The organism is Shewanella maritima (assembly GCF_043643735.1).
Classification (GTDB): Bacteria; Pseudomonadota; Gammaproteobacteria; order Enterobacterales; family Shewanellaceae; genus Shewanella; species Shewanella maritima_A.
Map to the genome: position 1 here is coordinate 165,461 of NZ_JBHZSM010000006.1, position 13,316 is coordinate 178,776.

11 protein-coding genes are annotated in these 13,316 nt (G+C 42.6%); 9 read left to right on the forward strand and 2 right to left on the reverse strand.

What is annotated here, in order from left to right; genetic code table 11:
• The first annotated feature begins 643 nt into the window (after nucleotides 1-643).
• The 3 genes from ACHUGF_RS09210 to ACHUGF_RS09220 all read left to right on the forward strand — a co-directional run bounded on the left by ACHUGF_RS09210 (nucleotide 644) and on the right by ACHUGF_RS09220 (nucleotide 4,503).
• Nucleotides 644-1,933: an NCS2 family permease gene (locus tag ACHUGF_RS09210; protein ID WP_394130590.1), complete on the forward strand. Its 1,290-nt coding sequence runs from the start codon at nucleotides 644-646 to the stop codon at nucleotides 1,931-1,933.
• Nucleotides 1,934-2,109: 176 nt separating this feature from the next.
• Complete coding sequence (gene proB, locus ACHUGF_RS09215) at nucleotides 2,110-3,219, forward strand: glutamate 5-kinase (protein WP_394130592.1); 1,110 nt, start codon at nucleotides 2,110-2,112, stop codon at nucleotides 3,217-3,219.
• A 9-nt stretch (nucleotides 3,220-3,228) separates the two neighbouring features.
• Nucleotides 3,229-4,503 carry a glutamate-5-semialdehyde dehydrogenase gene (locus ACHUGF_RS09220; protein ID WP_394130594.1) on the forward strand — a complete coding sequence of 425 codons (1,275 nt, stop codon included), beginning with the start codon at nucleotides 3,229-3,231 and terminating at the stop codon, nucleotides 4,501-4,503.
• 172 nt (nucleotides 4,504-4,675) lie between these two features.
• On the opposite strand, the gene ACHUGF_RS09225 is transcribed toward ACHUGF_RS09220, so the two are convergent.
• Complete coding sequence (locus ACHUGF_RS09225) at nucleotides 4,676-4,996, reverse strand: hypothetical protein (RefSeq protein ID WP_394130595.1); 321 nt, start codon at nucleotides 4,994-4,996, stop codon at nucleotides 4,676-4,678.
• A 76-nt stretch (nucleotides 4,997-5,072) separates the two neighbouring features.
• Complete coding sequence (locus ACHUGF_RS09230) at nucleotides 5,073-5,972, reverse strand: DMT family transporter (protein WP_394130597.1); 900 nt, start codon at nucleotides 5,970-5,972, stop codon at nucleotides 5,073-5,075.
• A 258-nt stretch (nucleotides 5,973-6,230) separates the two neighbouring features.
• Between ACHUGF_RS09230 and dnaK the strand changes: the two genes are divergently transcribed.
• The 6 genes from dnaK (at nucleotide 6,231) to carA (ending at nucleotide 13,313) form a co-directional block, all read left to right on the forward strand.
• Complete coding sequence (dnaK, locus tag ACHUGF_RS09235; RefSeq protein ID WP_394130599.1) at nucleotides 6,231-8,159, forward strand: molecular chaperone DnaK; 1,929 nt, start codon at nucleotides 6,231-6,233, stop codon at nucleotides 8,157-8,159.
• Nucleotides 8,160-8,280: 121 nt separating this feature from the next.
• Nucleotides 8,281-9,411, forward strand: a complete 1,131-nt coding sequence (gene dnaJ, locus ACHUGF_RS09240) for a molecular chaperone DnaJ (protein ID WP_394130601.1) — start codon at nucleotides 8,281-8,283, stop codon at nucleotides 9,409-9,411.
• 157 nt (nucleotides 9,412-9,568) lie between these two features.
• The gene (locus tag ACHUGF_RS09245) at nucleotides 9,569-10,375 is read left to right on the forward strand and encodes a M48 family metallopeptidase (protein ID WP_394130602.1); all 807 of its coding nucleotides are present in this window, start codon (nucleotides 9,569-9,571) and stop codon (nucleotides 10,373-10,375) included.
• Between the two features lie 88 nt (nucleotides 10,376-10,463).
• Nucleotides 10,464-11,081: an FKBP-type peptidyl-prolyl cis-trans isomerase gene (locus ACHUGF_RS09250; protein ID WP_394130604.1), complete on the forward strand. Its 618-nt coding sequence runs from the start codon at nucleotides 10,464-10,466 to the stop codon at nucleotides 11,079-11,081.
• Nucleotides 11,082-11,168: 87 nt separating this feature from the next.
• The gene (gene dapB, locus ACHUGF_RS09255; RefSeq protein WP_394130605.1) at nucleotides 11,169-11,981 is read left to right on the forward strand and encodes a 4-hydroxy-tetrahydrodipicolinate reductase; all 813 of its coding nucleotides are present in this window, start codon (nucleotides 11,169-11,171) and stop codon (nucleotides 11,979-11,981) included.
• A gap of 174 nt (nucleotides 11,982-12,155) precedes the next feature.
• Nucleotides 12,156-13,313, forward strand: coding sequence for a glutamine-hydrolyzing carbamoyl-phosphate synthase small subunit (carA, locus tag ACHUGF_RS09260; RefSeq protein ID WP_394130607.1), 1,158 nt, complete (start codon nucleotides 12,156-12,158; stop codon nucleotides 13,311-13,313).
• The last annotated feature ends 3 nt before the right edge of the window (nucleotides 13,314-13,316 follow it).

Genomic DNA, 13,316 nt, shown 5'->3' on the forward strand with positions numbered 1-13,316 from the left:
GATCCGAGCGCAAGTTGTCACAATGGAATGTGAAAAGTTAGTTCCAAGGAACCGAGCCAATATTTACTAGGTTTACACAACTTTATATTTGGAGAATGACTATGTCTTATTTAGGTAATCGTAATATTTTCTGGCAAAACACTTGGTTAGACACAAAGGTTTTGCAAAGTGGTTTTTACCCAATGAAATAATAGGTTTGTCCGCCTATTTTCATTAATTTCCACGACCCTTTTGTTTGTCGAAAGACACTTTAGACTTCGATTGAGGTATTGCTCAATCATCATCACTAAGTGATGCTAGTTTCCTTTCCCCAAAAGGAATACTTGATACATGTCTGCCTGCTCTGTTTGAGCAGGCTTTTTTTTACCTTTTTCCTGATTAACCTAAGCCAAATTATCACTTTGATGTGAGATCTGCGTTAAAGCCAACAGTGTGATTTGCATCAAATTGTGACTGTTCTCATCCATGCATTAGATGCATAAGCCCTTATACTGCTTGTCAAATCTAGCTATAGCGGCATTTAGTCTTTATAATCAGCACGCGAAGTTGATACATTTGTTTTGTGAAATACTCAGTCGTTTCGAATTGGGAACAATAAAAGATAATTTAACCCTACACACCAACCTTCAAGGAACACTGTTCCATGTTAGAAAAACTATTTAAACTAAAAGAAAATAACACCACCTTAAAACAAGAAGTGATTGCCGGTCTGACTACGTTCCTGACTATGGCGTATATCATTTTTGTAAACCCTATGATGTTAGCCGATGCCGGTATGGATGCTGGAGCGGTTTTTGTTGCTACCTGTTTAGCGGCTGCAGTAGGGTGTTTAATCATGGGGGTAGTGGCTAATTACCCTATTGCATTAGCACCGGGTATGGGATTGAATGCATTTTTCACCTATACCGTAGTGGGCGAAATGGGTTACAGCTGGGAAACTGCACTGGGCGCGGTATTCATGTCAGGTATTTGTTTCCTTATTCTGTCTCTGGTCAAAATCCGTGAGTGGATTGTCAATTCTATTCCTATGTCTTTGCGCTTTGGTATTGCAGCCGGTATTGGCTTATTTTTGGCTCTAATCGGTCTTAAAAGCGCGGGTATTGTTGTGGCAAGTCCAGCAACATTAGTGACCATGGGAGACATCACTTCATTTCCTGCATTGATGGCTGCATTGGGTTTCTTCTTAATTGTGGCGATGGTTTATCGTGGCATGAAGTCTGCGGTCATTTTAAGCATTATCTCTATCACTATCTTAGGTATGATTTTTGGTGATGTGCAATATCAAGGTTTGATTTCAACGCCACCTTCAATTGCGCCAACTTTAATGAAAATGGACCTGTCTAGTGTGCTTGAAATCAGTATGATTTCAGTCATTTTTGCTTTCTTATTCGTTGACCTATTTGACACTTCAGGCACCTTAGTTGCTGTTGCTCAACGCGGTGGCTTCCTTGATGAAAATGGCAAGCTTCCTCGTGTTAAGCGTGCTCTTACTGCCGACAGTGTGGCGACGATTGCGGGTGCGACCATGGGGACGTCAACTACCACCAGTTATATTGAAAGTACGGCAGGCGTGAGTGCTGGTGGCCGTACAGGTTTAACTGCTGTGGTTGTCGGCCTGATGTTTGTAGCGTGTTTGTTTATTTCACCACTGGCTGGAATTGTGCCAGCCTATGCTACGGCTGGTACACTTTTCTATGTTGCTATCTTAATGATGTCTGGGTTAGTCAATGTGTCGTGGGAAGACATTACTGAAGCAGCACCGGTTGTGGTGACTTGTTTATTAATGCCATTAACATTCTCTATTGCTAACGCCATCGGTTTTGGTTTCATTTCTTATGTGGCGATTAAAGCAATGACGGGGCGCTTTAAAGATCTCAATATAGGTATTGTTGTGATTGCAGCGTTATTCGTGGTTAAATTTATATATGGTTAGTTCAGTAATAAATTAAGCCACAAGCTAGATTGATTAAGGGTTATGCAATGCATAACCCTTTTTTATGTCAAATCGCTATTTAGCTCACGGTTTCTAGCAACATGACGTTTCTTCGCTATCAATTAAATTTTTAATTGGTTATAAAAATATGCCAATGTAAATTTAGAGTGGATGGAATGAGTTACCGCCGAGTTGTAGTGAAATTAGGCACCAGTGTATTGACATCAGGCAGTACCCAACTGGATAAAGCCCACATGGTTGAACTGGCCAGGCAAATGGCACAGTTAATGAAATCTGGCGTTGAGGTCGTGTTATGTACCTCAGGCGCGATAGCCGCTGGCCGTGAACATCTACAATTCCCCGCATACCCCGATAACATGCCCCACAAGCAATTGCTAGCGGCTGTGGGTCAAAGCCAGCTTATCTTAGCTTGGTCGCAATTATTCAGTATTTACGGATTACACGTAGGTCAGTTATTGCTAACCCGAGCGGATTTGCATGATAGGGAGCGATATCTCAATGCTCGCGATACGTTAAATACCCTATTAGAAAACAATATCATTCCAATCATTAATGAGAATGATGCTGTGGCAACAACCGAAATCAAAGTCGGCGATAATGATAATTTATCGGCGCGAGCTGCACTCTTGTGTGATGCCGACTTATTGATGTTATTGACAGACCAAACCGGTTTATTTGATGCAGACCCAAGACACAACCCAAATGCAAAATTGATTAAACAAGTGGTCAATATTGATGATAGTTTACGTCAGCTAGCTGGTGGCACGAATAACGGCTTAGGCACAGGTGGCATGGCGACCAAGCTAGAAGCTGCAGACATTGCTAGACGGGCGGGTGTTGAAGTGGTGATTGCGTCTGGGCATCACCCTGACGTCATCACTAAAGTTGCTACCAAAACCTCAGTAGGTACGCATTTTAGTGCTAAAGAAAACCCTTTAGAGAGCCGTAAACAGTGGATTCTTGCCGGTCCAACTACCCAAGGACAAATTGTCGTTGATGATGGCGCGGTTAATGCGGTAGTGAATAATGGCCGAAGCTTATTGTCAAAAGGTGTCATGAAAGTGCAAGGTCGCTTTAATCGAGGCGAAACCATTCTAGTGGTTGACTCAGCAGGCAATACCATTGCCAAAGGTATGGCGAGATACAGTGCGCAGGCTGTCAATATCATTGCCTCGAAACATTCAAATCAAATAGAAGTATTACTGGGCTATAACTATGGTGGTGCAATTATTCACCGCAACGATATGGTTGTGCTAAACAATTAAGGAGCAATTATGACAAACAGCAACAGCGTCGACTTAGCACAATTTGGTCAGCAGGCTAAAGCCGCCAGTTTTGCTTTAGCACAGTTATCTTCGGTGCAAAAATCAGCTTTGTTATCCACTATCAGTCAGCGGTTAACAGAAAACAGTGCTGCTATTCTAGCTGCCAATGCGATTGATATTGCCCAAGCGAAAGACAATGGACTAACGGATGCATTAATCGATCGTTTATTACTGGATGAGTCTCGATTAGCAGGGATCATCGCCGATATTGATAATGTGATTAAACTCGACGACCCCGTAGGCAAAGAGTCTGAATCTAAGTTGTTAGATAATGGTTTACGTTTATCAAGACGCAGTGTGCCATTAGGGGTCATTGGAGTGATTTATGAAGCCAGACCTAATGTGACGGTGGATATTGCTGCGCTAGCATTAAAAACTGGTAATGCGGTTATTTTACGTGGTGGTAAAGAAACCATTAATTCCAATATCGCCTTAAGCGATGTGATCCGTCAGGCATTGCAACAACATGACTTGCCTGGTGATGCTGTGCAGCTCATTACTTCACCTGATCGCGCTTTAGTGACGCAACTGCTTAAGATGGATCAATATGTAGATATGATCATTCCACGTGGCGGACAAAACTTACAACGTTTGTGCGCTGAACAGGCAACCATTCCGGTGATTTTGGGTGGCATTGGTATTTGTCATTTATATCTTGATAAAGCTGCCGATTTAACTCGCGCGGCTGAGGTGATTATTAACGCTAAAGTGCAGCGTCCTACCGTGTGTAATGCACTCGATACCTTATTGATCCACAAGAATATTGCACAGCAATATTTGCCTCAAATTGGGCAGCAATTACGGGAGCAAGGTGTGACTCTAGTGGCGTGTACAGACAGCCAAAAAATCTTATTGATGTCTGGCATTGAATGCGATGAAGCTGACGAGCAAAGTTATTCAACAGAGTGGCTATCTCTGACATTGGGTGTCAAAGTCGTTGATGATATGGCCAATGCTATTGAGCACATTCGTCAGCACTCTAGTGGTCACTCTGAAGCAATCTTAACTGACAACCTCAGTGCTGCTACCGAATTTATGAATCAGGTTGATTCATCGGCGGTGTATGTGAATGCCAGTACTCGTTTTACTGATGGTGCGCAGTTTGGCTTAGGCGCCGAAGTCGCCGTGAGTACTCAAAAGCTGCATGCCAGAGGGCCTATGGCGTTAGAGGCGTTAACCACCTACAAATGGTTGGCATGGGGAGATTACACAGCAAGAAGCTGATCATTTGTTACAGGTAAAAAACTTAACATAGCGTCCATTTGGGCGCTTTTTTATTGGGGGATTTGGCGTGAAATGAATGAACTGCAGGTTGTTGAATGAGAACAATTAAAGCTGTTTGTGAAAGACGTAGACTGGGTGGTTTAATGGGGTAGCTTTCTGATTTGAAAATGATTTATAAAGCTGTTGCCGGAAAATATTGGTGATAAACCGTGAATAGCCAAATAGCAAAAAAAGCGATACTCATTAAAAATGAGATAATTCTTAAAGCCTGCGCATACTCCATGATCGAGGTAAACAATTGCCTTTGTACTTTATTCGTCAAAAAAGCTGCAATGAGCGCAAACAAACACAGGTACATGCCCGCAAATTGTGACATGCCAGATCCAAATTGGAACTCATGAACCAAGATAAGCACAACAATCAATAAAATCGTGATGCGTATTCTGGACTCAATTTCATCCTTTAAATTCCATCGTGGCATTCCCATTGCCATCACTCCTTAAAAACTAATAGCTAATTTATAGAGCTATTTGTGCATTTTTTCAACACAACAGAGCAACACCAAAGACTTATTTTTGTTTAGATGAGAAAATTTTAGGCCAAATCTTCTGAAGAATGAGGCCTGATAAGATCAGTAATAAGCCAACAATGGTTGATTGATGAATTGATTCTTGCAAAACCGCAGCGATAACACCGACAGACAATACAGGCGTTAAGAAAGCCAACGTACTGATGTTAGCCGTTTTAGTCGTGTTCTTTAGCGCTAACAGCCACAACACAAAAGTTAAACCCATTTCAAATAGCCCAACATACATACCCGCTAATAAGGCTTTGACACTGAGTTGAGGCAGACCTTCCGTCATTAAAAGAGTGATTAAAATAATGGGTAATGCAGCAATAAAGCCCAAAAACAGACTAATGATAGGATCGCCATTGTCTTTGGCATTCAACATCCAATATAAACACCAAATCACAGTGCTCAGTAGCGCTAACCCTACACCTAATGGGCTAGTAATAGACATTTGTGTTATCTGGCCATTGGTGGCGATGACGAATACGCCACAATAACCAATGATCGCAGCCAAAACATCGGTGACGATCAATTTATGCTTTAACATTGGCACAGCTAAAATCGGCAGCAAAATGGCCCAAGTATAGTTCAATGAGAGGGCTTGTTGAGCTGGCAATAAATCATAGGCCTTAAACAGCACAAAGTAGTAAAGAAAAGGATTAAGTAGCCCCATAAAACAATAAAAGAGGGGGCGTTGTTTAAACTGTCTAGCAATCAGGTGCAGCTTCTTTTGTACAACTAATATGGTAAAAATGGCGAGTGCTGAAGTGACGACTGCCACCCATACTAGTTGGATGGGGCTAAAAAAAGTCAGCGCGATTTTAAAAGCGGATGCAACGGTAGACCACAATAGCACCGCACCAAGACCATAAATATAAGCAAGTTGATTAGACGTCACACCGTACCTAGCAAAATTGTATACAATATTCAATACTGTGATTATAGGTAATCATTCTCTCCTCTACAATCTAGTAATAACAAATTTATTTCAAAAAAATGCCAATTAACCCTTGTAAATGATTTTGCTGTCCCAATATAGGAGTTAAGGACGATGTGAAGGGCTAAATTGAACAGGTAAATATACCTTAAATGCTCGCGTCGGCAATCAGATAACAGATTTACAAGCGCAAAATTAGCGCTATTTTCGGAGGACCTCATGGGTAAAATTATTGGTATCGACTTAGGCACAACCAACTCTTGTTTGGCAGTCTTAGATGGTGATACAGCACGCGTAATTGAGAATGCTGAAGGTGAACGTACTACACCTTCAATTATCGCTTATACCGATGATGAAACAATTGTAGGTCAACCTGCTAAACGTCAGGCTGTGACCAACCCAACGAATACTTTCTTCGCAATTAAGCGTTTAATTGGTCGTCGTTTTAAAGATGACGAAGTACAACGTGACGTTGACATCATGCCATTCAAAATCATTGGCGCTGACAATGGTGACGCATGGGTTGAGCAACGTGGTAACAAGATGGCGCCGCCACAAGTATCTGCTGAAATCTTGAAAAAGATGAAGAAAACTGCAGAAGACTTCCTAGGTGAAGAAGTAACAGAGGCGGTTATTACTGTTCCTGCATACTTTAACGATTCACAACGTCAAGCAACTAAAGATGCTGGCCGTATCGCGGGTCTTGATGTTAAGCGTATCATCAACGAGCCAACGGCCGCAGCACTAGCTTACGGTATTGATAAGAAGCAAGGTGACAACGTTGTTGCTGTATACGATTTAGGTGGTGGTACATTCGATATCTCTATCATCGAAATCGATAGTCATGACGGTGACCAAACTTTCGAAGTACTTGCGACCAACGGTGACACCCACTTAGGTGGTGAAGATTTCGATAACCGTTTAATTAACTACTTAGCTGATGAGTTCAAAAAAGAGCAAGGCCTAGACTTACGTCAAGACCCACTAGCAATGCAACGCTTAAAAGAAGCGGCTGAGAAAGCAAAAATTGAGCTTTCAAGCACGACTCAAACAGAAGTTAATCTGCCTTACATCACTGCTGATGCAACAGGCCCTAAGCACTTAGTGGTTAAAATTACTCGTGCTAAGTTAGAGTCATTAGTTGAAGATTTAGTGACACGCTCTTTAGAGCCATTAAAAGTTGCACTCGCTGATGCTGATTTATCAGTATCAGACATCAACGAAGTTATTTTGGTTGGTGGTCAAACTCGTATGCCTAAAGTACAACAGGCAGTAACTGAGTTCTTTGGTAAAGAGCCTCGTAAAGACGTTAACCCTGACGAAGCTGTTGCCGTAGGTGCAGCGATTCAAGCGGGCGTACTTTCTGGTGACGTGAAAGACGTACTACTTCTTGATGTGACGCCACTATCATTTGGTATTGAAACCATGGGTAGTGTGATGACTAAGCTTATCGAGAAGAACACGACTATCCCGACTAAAGCATCGCAAACGTTCTCAACAGCTGACGATAACCAAAGTGCAGTAACCATTCACGTACTACAAGGTGAGCGTAAGCAAGCAAGCTACAACAAATCTCTAGGTCAATTTAACCTAGAAGGTATTGAGCCTGCCCCACGTGGTATGCCGCAGATTGAAGTATCTTTTGATATTGATGCTGATGGTATCTTGAATGTGTCTGCTACCGATAAGAAAACCGGTAAAGCACAGAACATCACGATTAAAGCTAACTCTGGTCTAAGTGACGAAGAAGTTGAGCAAATGGTTCGTGATGCAGAAGCAAATGCAGATGAAGACGCGAAATTCGAAGAGCTAGTGACTGCACGTAACCAAGCTGATGGCATGGTTCATGCGACTAAGAAGCAAATTGAAGAAGCGGGCGAAGAGCTGCCAGCTGAAGACAAAGAGAAAATCGAAGCTGCAATGGCTGAAGTTGATACCGCAACTCAAGGTAACGACAAAGAAGCAATCGAAAAAGCAACTCAAGCATTAATGGAAGCGTCTGCGAAATTAATGGAAATTGCTCAAGCTAAAGCCCAAGCTCAAGGTGGCGCTGACGCTGCTGGCCAAGCACAAGGTGCTGAAGAAGCTAAGCCTGCTGATGATGTTGTTGACGCTGAGTTTGAAGAAGTAAAAGACGACAAAAAATAATTAGTTAGTTAACTAATTACTTGTTAAGCGGGCGTTGAGGTTCACCTCTAACGCCCGTTTGTATAAGTTGGACTTTCAAAAAACTGAGTAAAATACACTTTCTTCGAGAAACGAAAATATTATGTCAAAGCGCGATTATTACGAGGTTCTAGGTGTCGGTCGAGACGCTTCAGAGCGTGAAATCAAAAAGGCGTATAAACGCCTAGCAATGAAGTATCATCCTGACCGTAATCCAGGTGATAAAGAAGCTGAAGTTAAATTCAAAGAATCTAAAGAAGCTTATGAAATCCTAACCGATAGCGATAAAAAAGCGGCTTATGATCAATTCGGTCATGCTGGCGTTGATCCTAATCGTGGTGGTGGTCATGGTGGCGCCGGTGACTTCGGTGATATTTTCGGCGACGTGTTTGGTGATATTTTCGGCGGTGGTCGTCGTGGTGGTGGTCAACGTCAAGCCGCACGTGGCAGTGACTTACGTTACAACCTTGAACTATCACTTGAAGAAGCTGTGCGTGGGTTAACTAAAGAGTTACGCATTCCTACTTTAGCCAGTTGTGATAGCTGTGATGGCAGCGGTGCTAAAAAAGGCACTCAAGCGACAACTTGTGGTACTTGTCATGGCCAAGGCCAAGTACAAATGCGTCAGGGATTCTTTGCTGTGCAACAGGCATGTCCTACTTGTCATGGTCGCGGTAAGATCATTAAAGACCCATGTAACAAGTGTCATGGTGAAGGTCGCGTAGAGAAGAGCAAAACGTTAAGTGTTAAAATCCCAGCGGGCGTAGACACTGGTGACCGTATTCGCCTTTCAGGTGAAGGTGAAGCCGGTGAGTTTGGTGCTCCTCCAGGTGACTTATATGTTCAGGTTAGCGTGCGCGAACACAATATCTTTACCCGTGACGGTAACAACCTTTACTGTGAAGTACCGATTTCATTCAGTAAAGCTGCATTAGGTGGTGAGATTGAAGTGCCAACATTAGATGGCAAAGTTAATCTGAAAATTACTGCTGAAACACAAACGGGCCGTATGTTCCGTTTGCGTGGTAAAGGTGTGAAATCAGTTCGCAGCCATGCGGTAGGTGACTTGCTGTGTAAGGTTGTTATGGAAACGCCAGTCAACCTTAATGAAAAGCAAAAAGAATTACTGCGAGAATTTGAAGCGACATTAACTGGGCAGTCTAAAAAGCACAGTCCTAAAGCTGAAGGTTTCTTTGATGGCGTGAAAAAGTTCTTTCAAGATCTAAATAGCTAAACACTATTTTTGATTTTAAAAGTGCCTCGCTTAATGCGGGGCATTTTTTTATCTGTCGAGTTTCATTACACTATTGGGGTCTGTTAATCTTTGCTGCAAAAATAATCTTGAAAAATCAACAGACCCTAGTAACCCTTTCATCCATATGGAGTTGTCGATGAAGCTTAAACTCACTCTTTCAATCATTACTACTGCAATACTTGTCAGTGGTTGCTTATCAAAATCACCAACTGGCCGCTCACAGGCATTGTTATATTCAAACGACCAAATGCAGCAAATGGGGGCGCAATCCTTTGAAACCATGAAGCAGCAGCAAAAGATCAGTGGTGATAAAGCTAAAACGGCTTATGTAAATTGTATTGCTGACAGGGTGACAAGTGTATTACCGCAAAAGCAAGCTTGGGAAGTTGTATTGTTCGAGTCTGATCAAGTCAATGCATTTGCCTTACCCGGTGGTTATATTGGGATATATACAGGTTTGCTAAATGTGGCAACAAATCAACATCAAGTCGCCACAGTGATGGGGCATGAAGTGGCACATGTATTGGCACAACATGGTAATGAGCAGGTGTCTAGAGCGCAGTTAACGGATATCGGTATGCAAGCTGCAAGCGCGGCTCTCGGTGCAAGTGGCGTTGAAAACCAAGACTTATACATGGCAGGGCTTGGCTTAGGGGCACAAGTGGGAATATTACTGCCATTTGGTCGGGACCAAGAAAGCGAAGCTGATGTGGTTGGTCTGGAGTTGATGGCACAAGCCGGTTTTGATCCTGCTCAAAGCATTGAGCTTTGGAAAAATATGGCCAATAACAGCGGCTCACAAGGGCCTGAGTTGTTATCTACACATCCATCACATTCGACGCGAATTGAAGATTTACAGTCCATGCAAGCAAAAGTGCAACCTTTGTATGTGGCGGCAAAACAGCAAGGCGTGAAAGATTGTCGCTTAACTGAAAATAAATAATGCTCAAAGGGCCTTAAAGGCAACATTTGAAAGTTAATTTATGCTAAACTCCGTGCGAATTTTTAATCGATGAATGAGAGTGAAAAATATGTCTGATACATTCAGCACAATGGAACAGCAAGCAAGCTACGGTGTAGGTCGTCAAATGGGCGAGCAATTAGCTGCAAATCCATTTGATGGAATCGAAATTTCTGCTGTTCAAGCTGGTTTAGCTGACGCATTCGAAGGTAAAGAAAGCCAAGTTTCTATGGAAGACTTACAAGCTGCTTTCACTGAAATCAGCCGTCGTTTACAAGAAGCTCAAGAAGCGAAAGCTGCTGAAGCATCAGCTGAAGGCGAAGCTTTCCTAGCTGAAAACGCTAAGCGTGAAGAAGTTATCGTTACTGAATCTGGTCTACAATATGAAGTACTAGTACAAGGCGAAGGTGACAAGCCAAACCATGAGTCTACAGTACGTACTCACTACCACGGTACTTTCATCAACGGTGAAGTATTTGATAGTTCAGTAACTCGCGGTCAACCTGCTGAGTTCCCAGTATCAGGTGTTATCGCTGGTTGGACTGAAGCACTTCAGTTGATGCCTGTTGGTACTAAGTTGAAGCTATTTGTTCCTCAACACTTAGCCTACGGTGAACGTGGTGCTGGCGCATCTATTCCACCATACTCAACCTTAGTATTTGAAGTTGAGTTGTTAGACATTCTTTAATGTCATTGAAAACGCCTAAGTCATTGCTTAGGCGTTTTTGTATAAAGATTTATTAGCATCGATTTCTTGTGTTGCTAGGAGAGCAAGATGACTACTAGAGTGAAAATTGCTGTTGTTGGGGCCAGTGGCCGTATGGGGCGCACCTTAATTGAGTCAGCCAAACATCAAGACGCGATTTACCTGGGCGCAGCAATTGAACGTTCAGGTTCGACATTAATTGGAGTTGATGCGGGCGAGTTAGCTGGCGTTGGATCAATGAATGTGCCGATTGCAGATTCGCTCGATGATGTTGTAAATGATTTTGATGTACTAGTGGACTTCACATCTCCTGAAGCGTCACTGGTAAACCTTGATTGGTGTGTGAAAAATCAAAAAGCTATCGTGATTGGTACGACGGGTTTTAATCACGCACAAAAAGAACAAATCAGTGCATTTGCAGAGCAAACGCCTGTTGTAATGGCACCCAATATGTCAGTGGGCGTGAACTTGATGTGGAAGTTATTAGAACTGACTGCAGAAGTGATGGGGCATTATACAGATATTGAAATTCTTGAAGGTCACCATCGCCATAAAAAAGATGCGCCATCTGGTACTGCATTAAAAATGGGGGAGGTGATTGCTGAAGTGCTAGACCGTGATTTAGAAAAATGTGCGGTTTATGGGCGTGAAGGCATCACGGGTGAACGTGATCGTGAAACCATTGGTTTCGCTACTGTACGCGCAGGTGATATTGTTGGTGAGCACACCGCTATGTTTGCCGATATCGGTGAACGATTGGAAATCACCCACAAAGCATCCAGTAGGATGACCTTTGCCAATGGCGCTATGCGTGCTGCTTGTTGGCTCAATGATCAAGACGCTGGTCTGTATGATATGCAGCAAGTATTGGGTCTGAATTAATTAAAAAAAACCACCAGTAATTGGTGGTTTTTTTTGGAAAACTAAATATTGATTTTCAGTATAGACGTACTGATAAAAAACCTATAAGATCGCCCGAATTTGTCAAAAATTCGCCTTTGATGGATTGGTATCTTACACACTATAAATACTTTTAATTAAGTGGCTTGGCTCTATTTGGAGGTCGCGTTGACACAGTCTGCCTTACTCGTACTCGAAGATGGAACCGTATTCTCAGGCACAGCAATTGGTGCACAAGGGATGTCTGTTGGTGAAGTTGTTTTTAACACTTCAATGACAGGTTATCAAGAGATATTAACGGATCCTTCCTACTCTCGCCAAATGGTGACCCTGACTTACCCACATATCGGTAACACAGGAACCAATGGTGAAGATGTTGAATCAACAGCAGTTCATGCTTGCGGATTAATCATCAGAGATTTACCTCTCATTGCCAGTAACTTCCGTAATGAACAATCATTAAGTGAATATCTCAAGGCTAACAATATTGTTGGTATTGCAGATATTGATACGCGTAAGCTAACCCGTATCTTACGTGAAAAAGGCGCACAAGCCGGTTGTATCATGGCTGGTGATGTTGATGCTGATAAAGCACTTGAGCAGGCTAAAGCTTTCCCTGGCTTGAAAGGTATGGACCTTGCTAAAGAAGTCACAACAGACAAGACATATTCATGGCGCTCAGGCAGCTGGAAGCTGGTCGGTGGTTTACCATCAGATACGCCTGAAGCAGAACTGAAATACAAAATTGTCGCGTATGATTATGGTGTAAAGCGTAATATTTTACGTATGTTGGTTGACCGTGGTTGTGATGTCACTGTTGTGCCAGCTAAAACGTCTGCTGCTGAAGTATTAGCGATGAACCCTGATGGTGTATTCCTATCAAATGGCCCTGGCGACCCAGAACCATGTGATTACGCCATTGCTGCGATTCAAGAAATTCTAAAAACAAATATCCCTGTATTCGGGATTTGTTTAGGTCACCAATTATTGGCGCTGGCTTCAGGTGCAAAAACACTGAAAATGAAGTTTGGTCACCATGGTGCTAACCACCCTGTAAGTAACCTTGAACAAGGTAATGTGATGATTACCAGCCAAAACCATGGTTTTGCCGCTGATGAAGCATCACTGCCAGAGAACATTAAAGTGACCCATAAGTCATTATTTGATGGCTCTTTGCAGGGAATCCACTTAACTGATAAGCCTGCATTTAGTTTCCAAGGCCACCCAGAAGCGAGCCCTGGACCACATGACGCTGCGCCATTATTCGATCACTTTATCGAATTAATTGAGCAATATCGTCAAAGCGCTAAATAGTTA